This window comes from Mucilaginibacter segetis (assembly GCF_016522075.1).
Classification (GTDB): domain Bacteria; phylum Bacteroidota; class Bacteroidia; order Sphingobacteriales; family Sphingobacteriaceae; genus Mucilaginibacter; species Mucilaginibacter segetis.
In genome coordinates this window covers 284,433-297,853 of the sequence record NZ_JAEHFW010000002.1, presented here as the reverse complement: position 1 = coordinate 297,853, position 13,421 = coordinate 284,433, and the positions used below count along the sequence as shown (strand labels likewise).

General features: G+C 40.0%; 16 protein-coding genes. All 16 read left to right on the top strand.

Annotation, left to right across the window (positions count from 1 at the left end):
* Positions 1 to 14 precede the first annotated feature (14 nt).
* On the top strand, positions 15 to 1,007 hold the full coding sequence (locus I5M19_RS10965; protein WP_200066375.1) for a 2Fe-2S iron-sulfur cluster-binding protein: 993 nt from the start codon (positions 15 to 17) through the stop codon (positions 1,005 to 1,007).
* Positions 1,007 to 2,038, top strand: a complete 1,032-nt coding sequence (gene nuoH / locus I5M19_RS10960; RefSeq protein ID WP_200066374.1) for an NADH-quinone oxidoreductase subunit NuoH — start codon at positions 1,007 to 1,009, stop codon at positions 2,036 to 2,038. Before I5M19_RS10965 ends, nuoH begins: the two co-directional genes overlap by 1 nt.
* A 17-nt stretch (positions 2,039 to 2,055) precedes the next feature.
* Complete coding sequence (locus tag I5M19_RS10955; RefSeq protein ID WP_200066373.1) at positions 2,056 to 2,553, top strand: NuoI/complex I 23 kDa subunit family protein; 498 nt, start codon at positions 2,056 to 2,058, stop codon at positions 2,551 to 2,553.
* A gap of 58 nt (positions 2,554 to 2,611) precedes the next feature.
* Positions 2,612 to 3,112 (top strand): NADH-quinone oxidoreductase subunit J family protein, encoded by a 501-nt coding sequence (locus I5M19_RS10950; protein ID WP_200066372.1) that lies wholly within the window; start codon positions 2,612 to 2,614, stop codon positions 3,110 to 3,112.
* Positions 3,112 to 3,441 (top strand): NADH-quinone oxidoreductase subunit NuoK, encoded by a 330-nt coding sequence (gene nuoK, locus I5M19_RS10945; protein ID WP_200066371.1) that lies wholly within the window; start codon positions 3,112 to 3,114, stop codon positions 3,439 to 3,441. The genes I5M19_RS10950 and nuoK overlap by 1 nt, the downstream gene beginning before the upstream one ends.
* A 94-nt stretch (positions 3,442 to 3,535) precedes the next feature.
* The gene (gene nuoL / locus I5M19_RS10940) at positions 3,536 to 5,434 is read left to right on the top strand and encodes an NADH-quinone oxidoreductase subunit L (RefSeq protein ID WP_200066370.1); all 1,899 of its coding nucleotides are present in this window, start codon (positions 3,536 to 3,538) and stop codon (positions 5,432 to 5,434) included.
* A gap of 25 nt (positions 5,435 to 5,459) precedes the next feature.
* On the top strand, positions 5,460 to 6,926 hold the full coding sequence (locus I5M19_RS10935; RefSeq protein WP_200066369.1) for a complex I subunit 4 family protein: 1,467 nt from the start codon (positions 5,460 to 5,462) through the stop codon (positions 6,924 to 6,926).
* Between the two features lie 47 nt (positions 6,927 to 6,973).
* On the top strand, positions 6,974 to 7,186 hold the full coding sequence (locus tag I5M19_RS10930) for a four helix bundle protein (protein ID WP_200066368.1): 213 nt from the start codon (positions 6,974 to 6,976) through the stop codon (positions 7,184 to 7,186).
* Positions 7,183 to 7,347, top strand: coding sequence for a hypothetical protein (locus I5M19_RS18840; RefSeq protein ID WP_200066920.1), 165 nt, complete (start codon positions 7,183 to 7,185; stop codon positions 7,345 to 7,347). The genes I5M19_RS10930 and I5M19_RS18840 overlap by 4 nt, the downstream gene beginning before the upstream one ends.
* A 92-nt stretch (positions 7,348 to 7,439) precedes the next feature.
* Entirely contained in the window at positions 7,440 to 8,819 is a 1,380-nt protein-coding gene (locus tag I5M19_RS10920; protein WP_200066367.1) for an NADH-quinone oxidoreductase subunit N, read from the top strand.
* 55 nt (positions 8,820 to 8,874) lie between these two features.
* On the top strand, positions 8,875 to 9,516 hold the full coding sequence (locus I5M19_RS10915; RefSeq protein ID WP_200066366.1) for a DedA family protein: 642 nt from the start codon (positions 8,875 to 8,877) through the stop codon (positions 9,514 to 9,516).
* 16 nt (positions 9,517 to 9,532) lie between these two features.
* Entirely contained in the window at positions 9,533 to 10,078 is a 546-nt protein-coding gene (locus I5M19_RS10910) for an inorganic diphosphatase (RefSeq protein ID WP_200066365.1), read from the top strand.
* A 6-nt stretch (positions 10,079 to 10,084) separates the two neighbouring features.
* Positions 10,085 to 11,425 carry a hemolysin family protein gene (locus I5M19_RS10905; RefSeq protein ID WP_200066364.1) on the top strand — a complete coding sequence of 447 codons (1,341 nt, stop codon included), beginning with the start codon at positions 10,085 to 10,087 and terminating at the stop codon, positions 11,423 to 11,425.
* A 12-nt stretch (positions 11,426 to 11,437) separates the two neighbouring features.
* On the top strand, positions 11,438 to 12,148 hold the full coding sequence (locus I5M19_RS10900; protein WP_200066363.1) for a 16S rRNA (uracil(1498)-N(3))-methyltransferase: 711 nt from the start codon (positions 11,438 to 11,440) through the stop codon (positions 12,146 to 12,148).
* Complete coding sequence (locus I5M19_RS10895) at positions 12,145 to 12,807, top strand: DUF4159 domain-containing protein (protein ID WP_200066362.1); 663 nt, start codon at positions 12,145 to 12,147, stop codon at positions 12,805 to 12,807. The genes I5M19_RS10900 and I5M19_RS10895 overlap by 4 nt, the downstream gene beginning before the upstream one ends.
* Entirely contained in the window at positions 12,804 to 13,307 is a 504-nt protein-coding gene (locus I5M19_RS10890) for an acetyl-CoA carboxylase biotin carboxyl carrier protein subunit (protein WP_200066361.1), read from the top strand. Before I5M19_RS10895 ends, I5M19_RS10890 begins: the two co-directional genes overlap by 4 nt.
* Positions 13,308 to 13,421 lie beyond the last annotated feature (114 nt).

Below are 13,421 nucleotides of genomic sequence, written 5' to 3'. Positions count from 1 at the left end.
TTAATTTTGACTTAATGAAAGTTACTATAGACGGATTTCCTATTGAAGTAGAACCGGGAACTACTATCCTTAATGCCGCAAGGCTGATAGGTGGCGATATAGTTCCGCCTGCTATGTGCTATTACTCCAAGTTACAGGGTAGCGGCGGTAAGTGCCGTACCTGTTTGGTTAAGGTAAGCAAGGGATCTGAAAAAGACCCGCGTCCGATGCCAAAATTGGTGGCAAGTTGTCGTACAACAGTAATGGACGGGATGGAAGTACAGAATATTACTTCGCCGGAAGTTATTGAAGCCCGCAGGGGTGTGGTAGAGATGTTGCTGATAAACCACCCGCTGGATTGCCCGGTTTGCGACCAGGCCGGTGAATGCCATCTGCAGGATCTGGGTTATGAGCATGGTGCTGCCAAAACACGTTACGAGTTTGACCGCCGTACTTTTGAAAAAATAGATATTGGCGATAAGATACAGTTGCACATGACACGCTGTATATTATGCTATCGTTGCGTGTACGTTGCCGATCAGATAACGGATCATCGTATACATGGTATATTAAACCGCGGTGATCATTCCGAAATTTCAACCTACATTACTAAAGCTGTTGATAACGATTTTAGCGGCAACGTAATTGACGTTTGCCCTGTTGGTGCATTAACCGATAAAACTTTCCGTTTTAAAAATCGTGTTTGGTTCACCAAACCGGTTGAGGCACATCGCGATTGCGATAAATGCTGTGGTAAAGTTACCCTTTGGTATAAAGGCGAAGATGTGTTACGCGTAACCGCCCGTAAAGATGAATACGGAGAGGCAGAAGAATTTATATGTAATACCTGCCGTTTTGATAAAAAGAAAACCAGCGACTGGGTAATTGAAGGCCCGCGTAAGGTATCGCATAAATCGGTTATCAGCTCAAATCATTATGGTCAGCTTAAACCACCGCCGGTAGTAAAAACCAATCCGGTATTAATTGAAGCAAATAAAGAACAATTTGAAAGGGAGACACGCCTGTAATGGAATTAGCAGATATTGCCATAAAATTCGGACTGATTATAGTCATCTTTTTAATAAGCCTGGTTATAGCCATGTACTCTACCTATGCCGAGCGTAAGATAGCGGCATTTTTTCAGGACAGGGTTGGGCCTAACCGTGCAGGCCCGTTTGGTATTTTGCAGCCGATGGCCGATGGTGCTAAAATGTTCCTGAAAGAAGAGATCATTCCGGCTAATGCAACCGGCTTTTTGTTTATTGTAGGTCCGTCTTTAGCTATTATGACGGCCTGTATCGGCTCGGCGGTTATTCCATGGGGGCAAAGCGTAACCATAGGTGACCGTGTAATTCCGCTGCAGGTTACCGATATTAATGTGGGCATATTATACATATTTGGCGTGGTATCTCTTGGCGTTTACGGTGTAATGATAGGCGGTTGGGCATCTAACAATAAATACTCATTATTGGGCGCCATACGTGCTGCTTCACAAAACATCAGTTACGAAATATCCATGGGGCTATCTATCATTGCCCTTTTAATGGTTACCGGTACGTTAAGCTTAGGCGAAATTGCCCAGCAACAACACGGCTGGCATTGGAATGTATTATATCAGCCGTTAGGCTTTTTATTATTTATAGTTTGTGCTTTTGCCGAAACTAACCGTACCCCGTTTGATCTACCTGAATGCGAAACCGAACTGGTAGGTGGTTACCATACCGAGTATTCGTCCATGAAATTAGGCTTTTACTTATTTGCCGAATATATTAACATGTTCATTTCATCGGCAGTAATGGCTACCCTGTACTGGGGCGGCTATAACTATCCGGGTATGGATTTTATGGGTAACCTTTTAGGCCCGGTATGGGGTCCGTTGTTTGGCACTTTTGTATTATTCATGAAAATATTCGCATTCATCTTCTTTTTTATGTGGGTACGCTGGACCATCCCGCGTTTCCGCTACGATCAGTTGATGGATCTGGGCTGGAAAGTGTTGATACCGCTGGCTATAGCTAATATTGTATTGACGGGAATTGTTATTACTTTATTAAAATAGAGAGGATCAAAGTTTAAATGGAATCGTTAAGTAATAAACGTAAACAATTAGAAGTAAAACCGCTCAATTTTTGGGAGCGGGCTTACTTGCCGGCAATTGTAAAGGGGCTGTCAATTACCCTGAAGCATTTTTTCAAAAAGCCGGTAACTATAAAATATCCCGAAGAAAAAAGAGAATTTTCTGAAAATTTCAGGGGGATGCATTCGCTAAAACGCGACGAAGAAGGGCGCGAGCGTTGCACGGCATGCGGATTGTGCGCCTTATCATGCCCGGCAGAGGCCATTACTATGACCGCCGGTGAACGCCAAAAAGGCGAAGAGAATTTATATCGCGAAGAAAAGTACGCCGCTGTATATGAAATAAACATGCTGCGCTGCATATTTTGCGGCCTGTGTGAAGAGGCTTGCCCTAAAGAAGCTATTTACCTTGATGGTGATATTATTCCTTCGGACTACCTGCGAAAAGATTTTATTTACGGGAAAGATAAATTAGTAGAAGCACCTTTAAATCAATAACAGAAGTTTTATACCTTTGCCCAACTCTTTTGGCAAAAGTATTTTGTAAAATATTAACATGAGTACATTTTACTTCATCGCGTTTTTATCTATTTTCTTCTCTATACTGGTTATTTCTGCAAAAAACCCGGTGCATAGTATATTATATCTTATACTCACCTTTTTTACTTTTACCATTCACTATATATTAATGAATGCCCAGTTTTTGGCCATTGTAAACTTTATAGTTTATATGGGGGCAATATTGGTGTTGTTTTTATACACGCTGATGCTCATCAACCTGAACAAAGAATCGGAACCGGTAAAACCTTTTATGGTAAAGCTGGCCGCTGTTTTTGGAGCAGGCATATTAATGGTTGTACTGGTGGCGTCGCTTAAATCGTTAGGCACTTCGCAGCCTGTAGTACTTAAAAACCCTGATCTGGGCCTGGTTAAAAATCTGGGGAAAGTTTTATTCAATGAGTTTTTACTGCCGTTTGAGGTTTCTTCCGTATTGCTGTTATCGGCAATGGTAGGGGCTGTTTTACTGGCTACAAAAGATACTAAAGCAACCATCTGATGGGAAGTTTAACCAATACTATACAAGCAGTACCGCTTAATCATTACATTTTATTAAGCACCATTATTTTTTCTATAGGGGTAATGGGCGTTTTACTGCGCCGTAATGCTATAGTTATATTTATGTCGGTTGAGCTGATGCTTAACTCGGTAAACCTTTTGCTAACCGCTTTTTCGGTTTATCGGGGAGACGCTTCGGGCCAGGTGTTCGTTTTTTTTATTATGGCACTTGCCGCGGCGGAGGTTGCTGTGGGTTTGGCCATCATTGTAATGATATACCGTAACACCAACTCAATAGATATTAACGTACTGAACAGGTTGAAATGGTAAACTCGATTATCCGGTTGAGATGATCATTCGTAACGAATAAAATAATAAACTTCTATCCTTTGCAATGGTAGAGCTTTAAATATTAGATATATAAATGGATAATTACATTTGGCTTATTCCTGTATTACCCTTAGCCGGTTTTGTTATTAACGGACTTGGGCGTAATTCACTGTCAAAAAATATTATAGGTGCTATTGGCAGTTTACTGGTATTAGCAGCATTTGGCATAAGCCTTGCCACCTTCTTTCAGATCAGATCAACAGGTGCCTCAATAGACGTTACCCTGTTCAATTGGATAAGTGTTGGTTCATTCAATATATCATTCTCCTTCCTGATAGATCAGTTGAGTTCCATCATGCTGCTCATCATTACAGGCGTTGGTTTTCTTATCCATTTATACTCCATAGGCTATATGCACGATGATAAAGGTTTTGGTAAGTTTTTCGCTTATTTAAATCTGTTTGTGTTTTTTATGCTGCTGCTGGTAATGGGTTCAAACTACGTTATTATGTTTATTGGCTGGGAGGGTGTAGGTTTATGCTCTTACCTGTTAATAGGCTTTTGGTATACCAACCCAAGCTATGCCGATGCGGCCAAAAAGGCTTTCATCATGAATCGTATTGGTGACCTTGGCTTTTTATTAGGTATATTTTTATTGGCAAGCAGCTTTAACAGCGTTGCCTTTGCAGATATTTTTCCTAAAGCAGCAAGCGCTGCTGGAGTGCCGTTCACGCTTATCACTCTTTTATTGTTTGTAGGTGCAGTAGGTAAATCGGCACAGTTGCCTTTATTTACCTGGCTGCCCGATGCAATGGCGGGTCCTACGCCAGTTTCAGCGCTTATACACGCGGCAACAATGGTTACCGCAGGTGTTTACATGATAGCACGTTCCAATATTTTATTTGTACTGGCGCCAACTACTATGCATGTAGTGGCTATTGTAGGTTTAGCTACTGCTGCCTTTGCTGCCCTGATCGCCATATCACAAACGGATATAAAAAAGGTATTGGCTTACTCCACCGTATCGCAGTTAGGGTATATGTTTTTGGGTTTAGGTATGGGTGCCTTTACAGGTGCGTTTTTCCACGTATTAACCCATGCCTTCTTCAAAGCGTTATTATTCCTTGGAGCAGGTTCGGTAATACATGCTATGGGTGGCGAGCAGGATATGCGTAAAATGGGCGGCCTTAAAGGAAAGATCAAGATCACCTTCTGGACGATGCTCATTGGTACGCTGGCTATATCAGGCATTCCGCCGTTTGCCGGTTTCTTTTCTAAGGACGAGATATTGGCACATACCTTCGAGATCAGCACCAGCTTTTATGTAATAGGTGTTATTACAGCCGGGTTAACATCTTTTTATATGTTCCGGATGATGTACCTTACTTTTTGGGGTAAATTCCGCGGAACGCATGAACAAGAACATCATGTACATGAATCACCTGCCAGTATGACCATCCCGCTTATTGTGTTAGCCATCCTGTCAACCATAGGTGGTTTTATAGGTATACCTGAGCTAATGGGAGGCCATCATGAACTTGAGCATTTTTTAGCGCCCGTTTTTGAAGGTTCGAACAAGTTATTATTAGAACATCATCCTGCGGCAAGTACGGAGTGGCTGTTAATGGGCATATCAGTAGGGCTTGCGGTAATAGCATTGATATACGCCTATGTTAAATACGTAAAAAATAACCATGTACCAGTAGCTGATGGCGAAGAACGCCCGGAGCTGGTAAAGCTATCCTACCACAAGTTTTATGTGGATGAAATATATGATACGCTGATACGCAAACCGCTGGATGCTGTATCGGTATTTTTCTACCGCGTTATAGAACTATCAGGCATTGATGGTTTTGTGAACGGATTGGGTAAAGGATCAATTGAAACCAGCAAAGGTTTGCGTTTACTGCAAACAGGGAACGTGGGCTTTTACATATTCATGATGGTGATAGGTATTATCGCCATATTAGTGTACAGCATATTTAAAATATAAAACGATAGCGTTTTTATCAGATAAAATGACGGTTAGTATTTTACTTTTTTTACCGATTTTGGCAGCCCTTTTAGTGCTGTTGTTTAAGAATGAAACAGCTAAGCATGCGGCGCTATTTTTCGCTGTGGCGGAATTAGGTATCGCGCTTTATTTCCTTTCAGGTTTTGTACCCGATGCATCTTTCCAATATGTTATCGATCTGCCCTGGATTCAGGATTTTGGTATATATTTTAACGCCGGCATCGATGGTATAAGTATGGTAATGGTATTGCTTACCACTATTTTGGTTCCGCTTATTATACTATCCACTTATCAGCATACCTATAAAAACGCCCGAGCGTTTTATGCACTTATCCTGTTTATGCAGGCGGGTTTGTTAACGGTATTTACCGCGCTTGATGGCTTTTTATTTTATGTAGGTTGGGAAGCCGCTTTAATACCCATCTATTTTATTTGCGCGTTATGGGGCGGACAAAATCGTATACGTGTTACCATAAAATTCTTTATCTATACATTCGCAGGCTCGTTATTTATGCTTGTAGGTATCATCTATCTGTACCTGCAAACTCCGGGTAAACTATATGATCTGCATGAGTTTTATAATGCAGGATTAGATGCCGCGCATCAGTCGTGGGTGTTTTGGGCGTTCTTTTTAGCCTTTGCTATAAAAATGCCGCTTTTCCCTTTCCACACCTGGCAACCCGATACCTATACCGAGGCACCTGCCGCAGGTACCATGTTGCTATCGGGTATTATGCTAAAAATGGGGATATATGGCGTTATACGCTGGCTAATACCAAATGCTCCGCTGGGCTTTTTGCAATGGCAAAACCTGGCTATAATTCTATCTACAATAGGTATTATTTATGCCTCGCTTATCGCGTTCAATCAAAAAGATGGCAAACGTTTGGTGGCCTATTCATCCATAGCGCACGTCGGCCTGATATCGGCAGGTATATTTGCCTGGTCGGTCCAGGGAGTACAGGGCGCCATGATACAGATGCTTAGCCACGGTATAAACGTGGTGGGTATGTTTTTTATATGGGACATTATCAGCAGGCGCTTAAACACCCGTGAGATAAGTCAGCTTGGTGGTATTGCCAAAGTGGCTCCTAATTTTTCTATAGCGTTTTTAATTATTGTATTAGGTACTGTTGCCCTGCCGCTTACTAACGGATTTGTGGGTGAGTTTTTATTATTAAAAGGGGTGTTTAGTTACAATATATGGTTTGCCGCTGTGGCTGGTTTAACCATTATTTTTGGAGCGGTTTATATGCTGCGCATGTATAAAAATGTGATGCAGGGAGAAACCAACCAGTTAACCGCCATATTTGCTGATATAACCGCATCAGAGAAACTGGTGCTGGGAATTATATGCGTGCTTATAATTGGGATAGGTGTTTATCCGCAGGCAATTTTACATATATCAGAAGCATCAGTAGTTAAACTGGTACGTTCAGTAAATCAAAATTTTGCAAATAGTAAATTCTGATATTGAAACTCTAAATACTAAAAACTAAATCCAAAATTAATAACGGAATGGATGCAGATAGCAAAATGGCCAGAAAGTTTCATTTAGAGGAAAGAACTTTTGATTTTGCTAATAATATAAAAGAGTTTTTAAAAAAGATAGAAAGATCGATACATAACATAGAATACTATAAACAGCTAATTCGTTCATCCGGCTCGGTTGCGGCTAATCTGATTGAGGCCAATGAAAGTTTTAGCAGAATGATTATACGCATAGGATAAAAATTTGCAGAAAAGAGAGTAAGGAAAGTCAGTTATGGCTTAAACTTATTGATGTTGATGAAGGGATTGAAAATGCTCGTATGAATTTGCTTCAGGAAGCAACGGAGTTAACTAGAATATTTGGTGCCATCATCGAAAAAATGAAAGTAAATAAATCATAGATATATAATTTCAGTATTTAGGATTTAGTTTTTAGAGTTTAGGATTTAAAGTTTAGGATTTAAAGTTTAGCTTTTAGGATTTATATATAAACATGACTACATTAATAATTATATCTGTTTTACCCATAGTGCTTTTGTACCTGGGTTTATATAAAGCACAAAAAGCCTTACTGCCGGTAACACTTATTGGTTTGCTGGCGGCTTTAGTAACAGCGGTAATGCAGTGGAACAGTAATGCTCAGCCAATTTATCATGGCATGATGCTGTTCAATAACTTCTCTGTAGCTTTTTCTGTAGTAAGTATCATATCTACTATGCTTATACTGCTGCTATCAAAAGGATATTTCGAAAAGATAAGTAAGCATGTTGCGGAGTATTATGCCATTATATTATTCTCTTTAGCGGGTATTATTGTAATGGTGTCGTACCATAACTTAACCATGTTGTTCATCGGTATCGAGATCATGTCGGTTAGTTTATACATCTTGGCGGGCATTCGTAAAAATGATTTTGCATCTAATGAAGCCGCGCTGAAGTATTTTTTAATGGGCGCTTTTTCAACAGGCTTTTTATTGTTTGGTATCACCCTTATCTATGGTTCAGCCGGATCTTTTGATCTGGATGCTATACGTGATTTTGTAGTGACCTATCCGCGCAATATTGACCCTATCTTTTATATAGGCGTATTACTTATCATTGTAGGCTTGTGCTTTAAGGTAGGGGCGGCCCCCTTTCATTTCTGGACGCCGGATGTTTATGAGGGAGCGCCATCATTGATAACGGCTTTTATGTCAACAGTGGTAAAAACCGCTGGGTTCGCGGCATTTCTGCGGTTGTTTTCGGCTTGCTTTATCACTATCGCCGATTTTTGGACTCCTGTATTATTAGCCGTTACAGTGCTAACTTTGTTTATAGGTAATATAACGGCATTATATCAGCAAAACTTTAAACGCATGCTGGCATTCTCCAGTATATCACATGCAGGATACTTGCTTTTTGCTATCGTGGCATTAGGCGCTGCGTCAGCTAATTCGGTTTTTGTATACGCAACAGCATATTCCATTGCCTCTATTATAGCCTTTGGCGCTTTAATACTGGTACGCCAACAAACTGGAAGCGATAATTTTGAGGGCTTTAACGGATTAGCGAAAAGCAATCCGTTCCTGGCATTTGTAATTACCATAAGTATGTTGTCGTTAGCGGGCATACCATTAACTGCCGGTTTTATTGGTAAATTCTATATGTTTTCGGGGGCACTGTCTCAATACAAAGTATGGCTGGTTATAATTGCAGTGGTGAATGCCATCATCAGCATATTCTATTATTTCAGGGTAATTATAGCCATGTATTTCCGCGATGAGGAACGTGCGGTGGTAATTGTACCAGCCTATTATAAATTTGTATTAGGTTTTTCGGCACTGGCAACCATTATTATTGGCATATATCCATCCTTTATCTCCGGACTTATTTAATAATACCCGTTAACTGCAATTTAATTTAATATTTGTAGTTTTACGGATATAGTTAATGGAACATTTTTGGGAATACCTTCAAAACTTAACAGACGCGCAAGCTATCATAAGCAGTGGTGGCTTTTATCTGTTACTTATTGTCGTATTTGCTGAAACTGGTTTATTCTTCGGTTTTTTTTTACCCGGCGATTATTTATTGTTCCTGACAGGGCTGTTAAGCGCCGCAGGATTAATAGATGTACCTATTTATACGCTCGTACTTTCCATAACAGCAGCAGGTATATTGGGTAACTATGCAGGGTATTGGTTTGGCTACCGCACAGGACCTGTATTATTTAAAAGAAACGATTCTTTCTTTTTTAAAAAGAGATATATTGTAGTAGCCGAAGAGTTTTACGCCAAATACGGAGGTATGGCTTTGATTTTAGGCAGATTTTTCCCGATAGTTAGAACATTTGCTCCTATATTTGCAGGAATTGTTAAAGTTGATATAAAAAAGTTTACATTATACAATATTGTAGGTAGTGTTGCATGGGTAAGTACTTTAACTTTAGCGGGTTATTTTTTGGGCAGACGCTTTCCGCAATTGAAAGATTATCTGCAATACATAGTACTTGGACTGATAATTGTTACAACCATTCCGTTAATTGCAGCCTATTTTAGAAAAAGAATTACAAAGCGAAAAGAAAGTAAATAAATACATATAAACATAAATGAGCACACAACACCCCTGGCACGAGGTTTCTCCTGGAGTAGATATACCGGAAATAGTAAATGCAATTATAGAAATACCAAAAGGATCAAAGGCTAAATATGAAATTGATAAAAATTCGGGTTTATTAAAACTCGATCGTGTTTTGTTCTCATCAGTAATGTACCCGGCTAACTATGGTTTTATACCGCAAACCTATTGCGACGATCATGACCCTCTTGACATTTTAGTGCTTTGTTCTATTGATGTATTTCCTATGTCTATTATCGAGGCAAAGGTTGTTGGTGTAATGCACATGGTTGATAATGGTGAGCAGGACGACAAAATAATAGCGGTAGCCAAAAACGATATGTCGGTAAATTATATTAACGATCTTAATGAATTACCACCACACGCAATGACAGAAATTGTACGCTTTTTTAAAGATTATAAAAAGCTGGAAGGCAAAAATGTGACTATTGAACATCTGCTTGGCGTTAGGTATGCACACAAAGTAATCACCGAAAGTTTGGAACTTTATAAGTCAACTTTCCCGAATCATAAATAAAAATTAATGGACCCCGGACCTGTCGAAATAAACATCTTTTTTATATTCCTGACCATATTTTTGGTTTTACTCAATGGTTTTTTTGTAGCTGCTGAGTTTGCTATGGTAAGGGTGCGTGGCTCACAAATAGAAATAAAAGCAAAAGCAGGTAGCGGGGTTGCTAAAGTTGCCAGGGTTATATTACAAAATTTAGATGGTTACCTTGCCGCAACACAATTAGGAATTACCATAGCATCCCTTGGATTGGGTGTGGTGGGCGAAGAGGTGCTCACCAATATTATGCTTAAGCTTTTTATGGCCTTAGGTATTAATCTTACTCCGGGGTTTATTACCGCAAGTCACGTATTGGCTTTCTCGTCCATCACTATTTTACATATTGTATTTGGTGAACTGGCCCCTAAATCATTAGCTATACAAAAATCGGCACGTACGGTTATGGCCGTATCATTGCCCCTAAGATTTTTCTTTGTGGTGTTCAGGCCATTCATATGGTTGCTTAATGGTTTTGCCAATTTTATTTTAAGGCTGCTGGGTATAAACACATTGGCAGGGGGTGAAACACACCATAGTTCTGAAGAATTACAGTTCCTGCTGGAGCAAGGCAGGCAAAGTGGCGCGCTTGATCTTAACGAACATGAACTGATACAGAACGTGTTTGATTTTAACGAGCGTGTGGTAAAAAATATCATGGTGCCCCGCACAAAAATTTCCGGTATAGAAGTAGAGACCACAAAAGAGGAATTATTAGAGATATTAATAACTGAAGGCTACTCGCGCATGCCTGTGTACGATGATGTTATAGATAAAATAATAGGCATAGTACATGCCAAGGATGTGTTGCCTTTACTTGTACATAACGAGGAAGTGGTACTGCGTAATATTATGCGTAAGCCGTATTTTGTTCCTGAAACTAAAAAGATCAATGATCTGATGGCCGAGTTGCAGCTTAAGCGTATACAAATCGCCATCGTATCAGACGAGTTTGGCGGTACCGCAGGCATGGTTACATTGGAAGACATCGTAGAAGAACTGGTAGGGGAGATACAAGATGAGTTTGATGAGGAAAAACCTATAGTGGAACGTATAAATGACCGGGAGTTTATTGTAAACGCTCTTGCACCTATTTACGATGTAAACGAACATCTCCCGCATGATTTGCCAGAGGATGGCGATTTTGATACTGTATCCGGCTGGATGGGGGATATATTTGGTAAAATACCTGATGTGGGCGAGCAAAAGGAGGCCAACGGATATAATATCACTGTCCTCAAAAAATCCGATCAGAACATTGAATCGGTAAAACTGGAATTGCTGGAAACCGAGGATGAGACTGAAGAGTCCGACTAACCCTGAACGCCTATGCAGCTTTTTTATACGCCGGATATTGATCCATCGTTATCGCAATATTTTTTAAGCGAAGAAGAAAGCAAGCATTGTATACGCGTTTTAAGGCTTACCGTTGGTAATGAAGTTACTTTGGTAGACGGCAGGGGCGGCCTGTACCGGGCTGTTATAACCGACGCTCACCCTAAACGTACCATATTGCAAATAATGGAGGTTACTGCTGAATTTAACAAGCGTAACCACTACCTGCACATCGCCGTAGCGCCCACCAAAAATATTGAGCGCCTGGAGTGGTTTTTAGAAAAAGCTACCGAAATAGGCATTGATGAAATAACCCCAATTATATGCCAGCGATCCGAACGTAAGGATGTAAAGCTTGACAGGCTTAACAAAATAATTACTGCGGCTATAAAACAATCTATTAAAGCTTATCATCCCTTTTTGAATGAACCAGTATCGCTGAATAAATTACTAAAGCAGGATTTTTCGGGTCAAAAATTTATTGCTCATTGTGATGAGGGCGAAAAAACTGCATTGGCACAATCTATACAAAAGCAAAGCCGTTATTTAATTTTAATAGGGCCCGAGGGTGATTTTACTCCTGCTGAAATTGAGGAAGCTTTGCAAAGCGAATATAAACCCATAACTTTAGGTGAAAGTCGCCTGCGTACCGAAACGGCAGCGCTTGTAGCCTGTTTTGAGGTGAATTTTTTAAACCGCTTATGAAAAGAATTGCCTGTATGTTTGTCGCCTTTTTAATGCTGTTAGGCATAAGCAGTTTTACGGCACCATCCTACAAAATAGGCAGATTAAAATACAATGGCGGCGGCGATTGGTACGGCGATCGTACGGCGTTGCCTAATCTGATAAAGTTTTGCAACTATAATTTAAAAACTAATTTTCAGCCCGAGGAGGAGACGGTTGATGTTGGCAGCGCCGAATTATTCAATTATCCTTTTGTTTTTATGACGGGGCATGGTAACGTGATCTTCAGCGATCAGGAAGCGCTTAACCTGCGCAAATATTTAATGGGCGGCGGTTTTTTGCATATTGATGATAATTATGGATTGGACAAATTTATTCGTCCGCAAATGAAAAAGGTTTTCCCGGAGCTGGATTTTGTGGAACTACCGCTTAACCACCCAATTTATCACCAAAAATATAATTTTCCTAACGGCTTACCGAAGATACACGAGCATGATGGCAAACGAGCGCAGGGTTTCGGCCTGATATATAAAGGCAGGCTGGTTTGTTTTTATACCTACGAATGCGATCTGGGTAATGGTTGGGAAGATTACGGCACCTATGCCGGAGACGCGCAGGAAACCCGGCTTAAAGCCCTGCGTATGGGCGCTAATTTAATTCAATATATATTTACCAAATGAGTACGCTAAAAATAAACGTTAATAAAAAATACGATTTTGAAGTAAGCCGCAATGCGGATGCTTTATTGGTAAATAATCAGGTGGTTAATGCTGATATAAAGCAGTTGAACGAGCTACTTTATCATATCATCAATAACAATGGCTCATATACCGCCGAAGTTGTAAGTTTTGATAAGGATACTAAAACAGCGGAAATAAAGGTAAATAACACCGTTTACACCGTAAGTGCTAAAGATCAGTTTGATTTGCTGCTGGATAAAATGGGATTGAGCAATCTTAATGCAGCCACCATCAGCGAAATTAAGGCGCCAATGCCCGGCCTGGTGCTTAAAATATTTACAGAACCTGGCGCCGAAATAAAAAAAGGAGAAAACTTATTGGTATTGGAAGCCATGAAAATGGAAAACATCATCAAATCTCCTGCGGATGTTATCGTTAAATCTATAAAAGTAAAGCCCGGTGATAAAGTAGAAAAAGGACAAATACTGATCATGTTTTAAACCTATAAAGCACCTAATTACAAGAGCCACAAATATTATTCTTTGTGGCTCTTGTAATTTTATTCGATACGGTTTATTATTCTGTATAAGTTATTTTTTAACAAATTTAATTTG

Coding starts and splice junctions, on each gene's coding strand:
- I5M19_RS10965 (WP_200066375.1), top strand. CDS start 15: ATGAAAGTTACTATAGACGGATTTCCTATTGAAGTAGAACCGGGAACT.
- nuoH (WP_200066374.1), top strand. CDS start 1,007: ATGGAATTAGCAGATATTGCCATAAAATTCGGACTGATTATAGTCATC.
- I5M19_RS10955 (WP_200066373.1), top strand. CDS start 2,056: ATGGAATCGTTAAGTAATAAACGTAAACAATTAGAAGTAAAACCGCTC.
- I5M19_RS10950 (WP_200066372.1), top strand. CDS start 2,612: ATGAGTACATTTTACTTCATCGCGTTTTTATCTATTTTCTTCTCTATA.
- nuoK (WP_200066371.1), top strand. CDS start 3,112: ATGGGAAGTTTAACCAATACTATACAAGCAGTACCGCTTAATCATTAC.
- nuoL (WP_200066370.1), top strand. CDS start 3,536: ATGGATAATTACATTTGGCTTATTCCTGTATTACCCTTAGCCGGTTTT.
- I5M19_RS10935 (WP_200066369.1), top strand. CDS start 5,460: ATGACGGTTAGTATTTTACTTTTTTTACCGATTTTGGCAGCCCTTTTA.
- I5M19_RS10930 (WP_200066368.1), top strand. CDS start 6,974: ATGGATGCAGATAGCAAAATGGCCAGAAAGTTTCATTTAGAGGAAAGA.
- I5M19_RS10920 (WP_200066367.1), top strand. CDS start 7,440: ATGACTACATTAATAATTATATCTGTTTTACCCATAGTGCTTTTGTAC.
- I5M19_RS10915 (WP_200066366.1), top strand. CDS start 8,875: ATGGAACATTTTTGGGAATACCTTCAAAACTTAACAGACGCGCAAGCT.
- I5M19_RS10910 (WP_200066365.1), top strand. CDS start 9,533: ATGAGCACACAACACCCCTGGCACGAGGTTTCTCCTGGAGTAGATATA.
- I5M19_RS10905 (WP_200066364.1), top strand. CDS start 10,085: ATGGACCCCGGACCTGTCGAAATAAACATCTTTTTTATATTCCTGACC.
- I5M19_RS10900 (WP_200066363.1), top strand. CDS start 11,438: ATGCAGCTTTTTTATACGCCGGATATTGATCCATCGTTATCGCAATAT.
- I5M19_RS10895 (WP_200066362.1), top strand. CDS start 12,145: ATGAAAAGAATTGCCTGTATGTTTGTCGCCTTTTTAATGCTGTTAGGC.
- I5M19_RS10890 (WP_200066361.1), top strand. CDS start 12,804: ATGAGTACGCTAAAAATAAACGTTAATAAAAAATACGATTTTGAAGTA.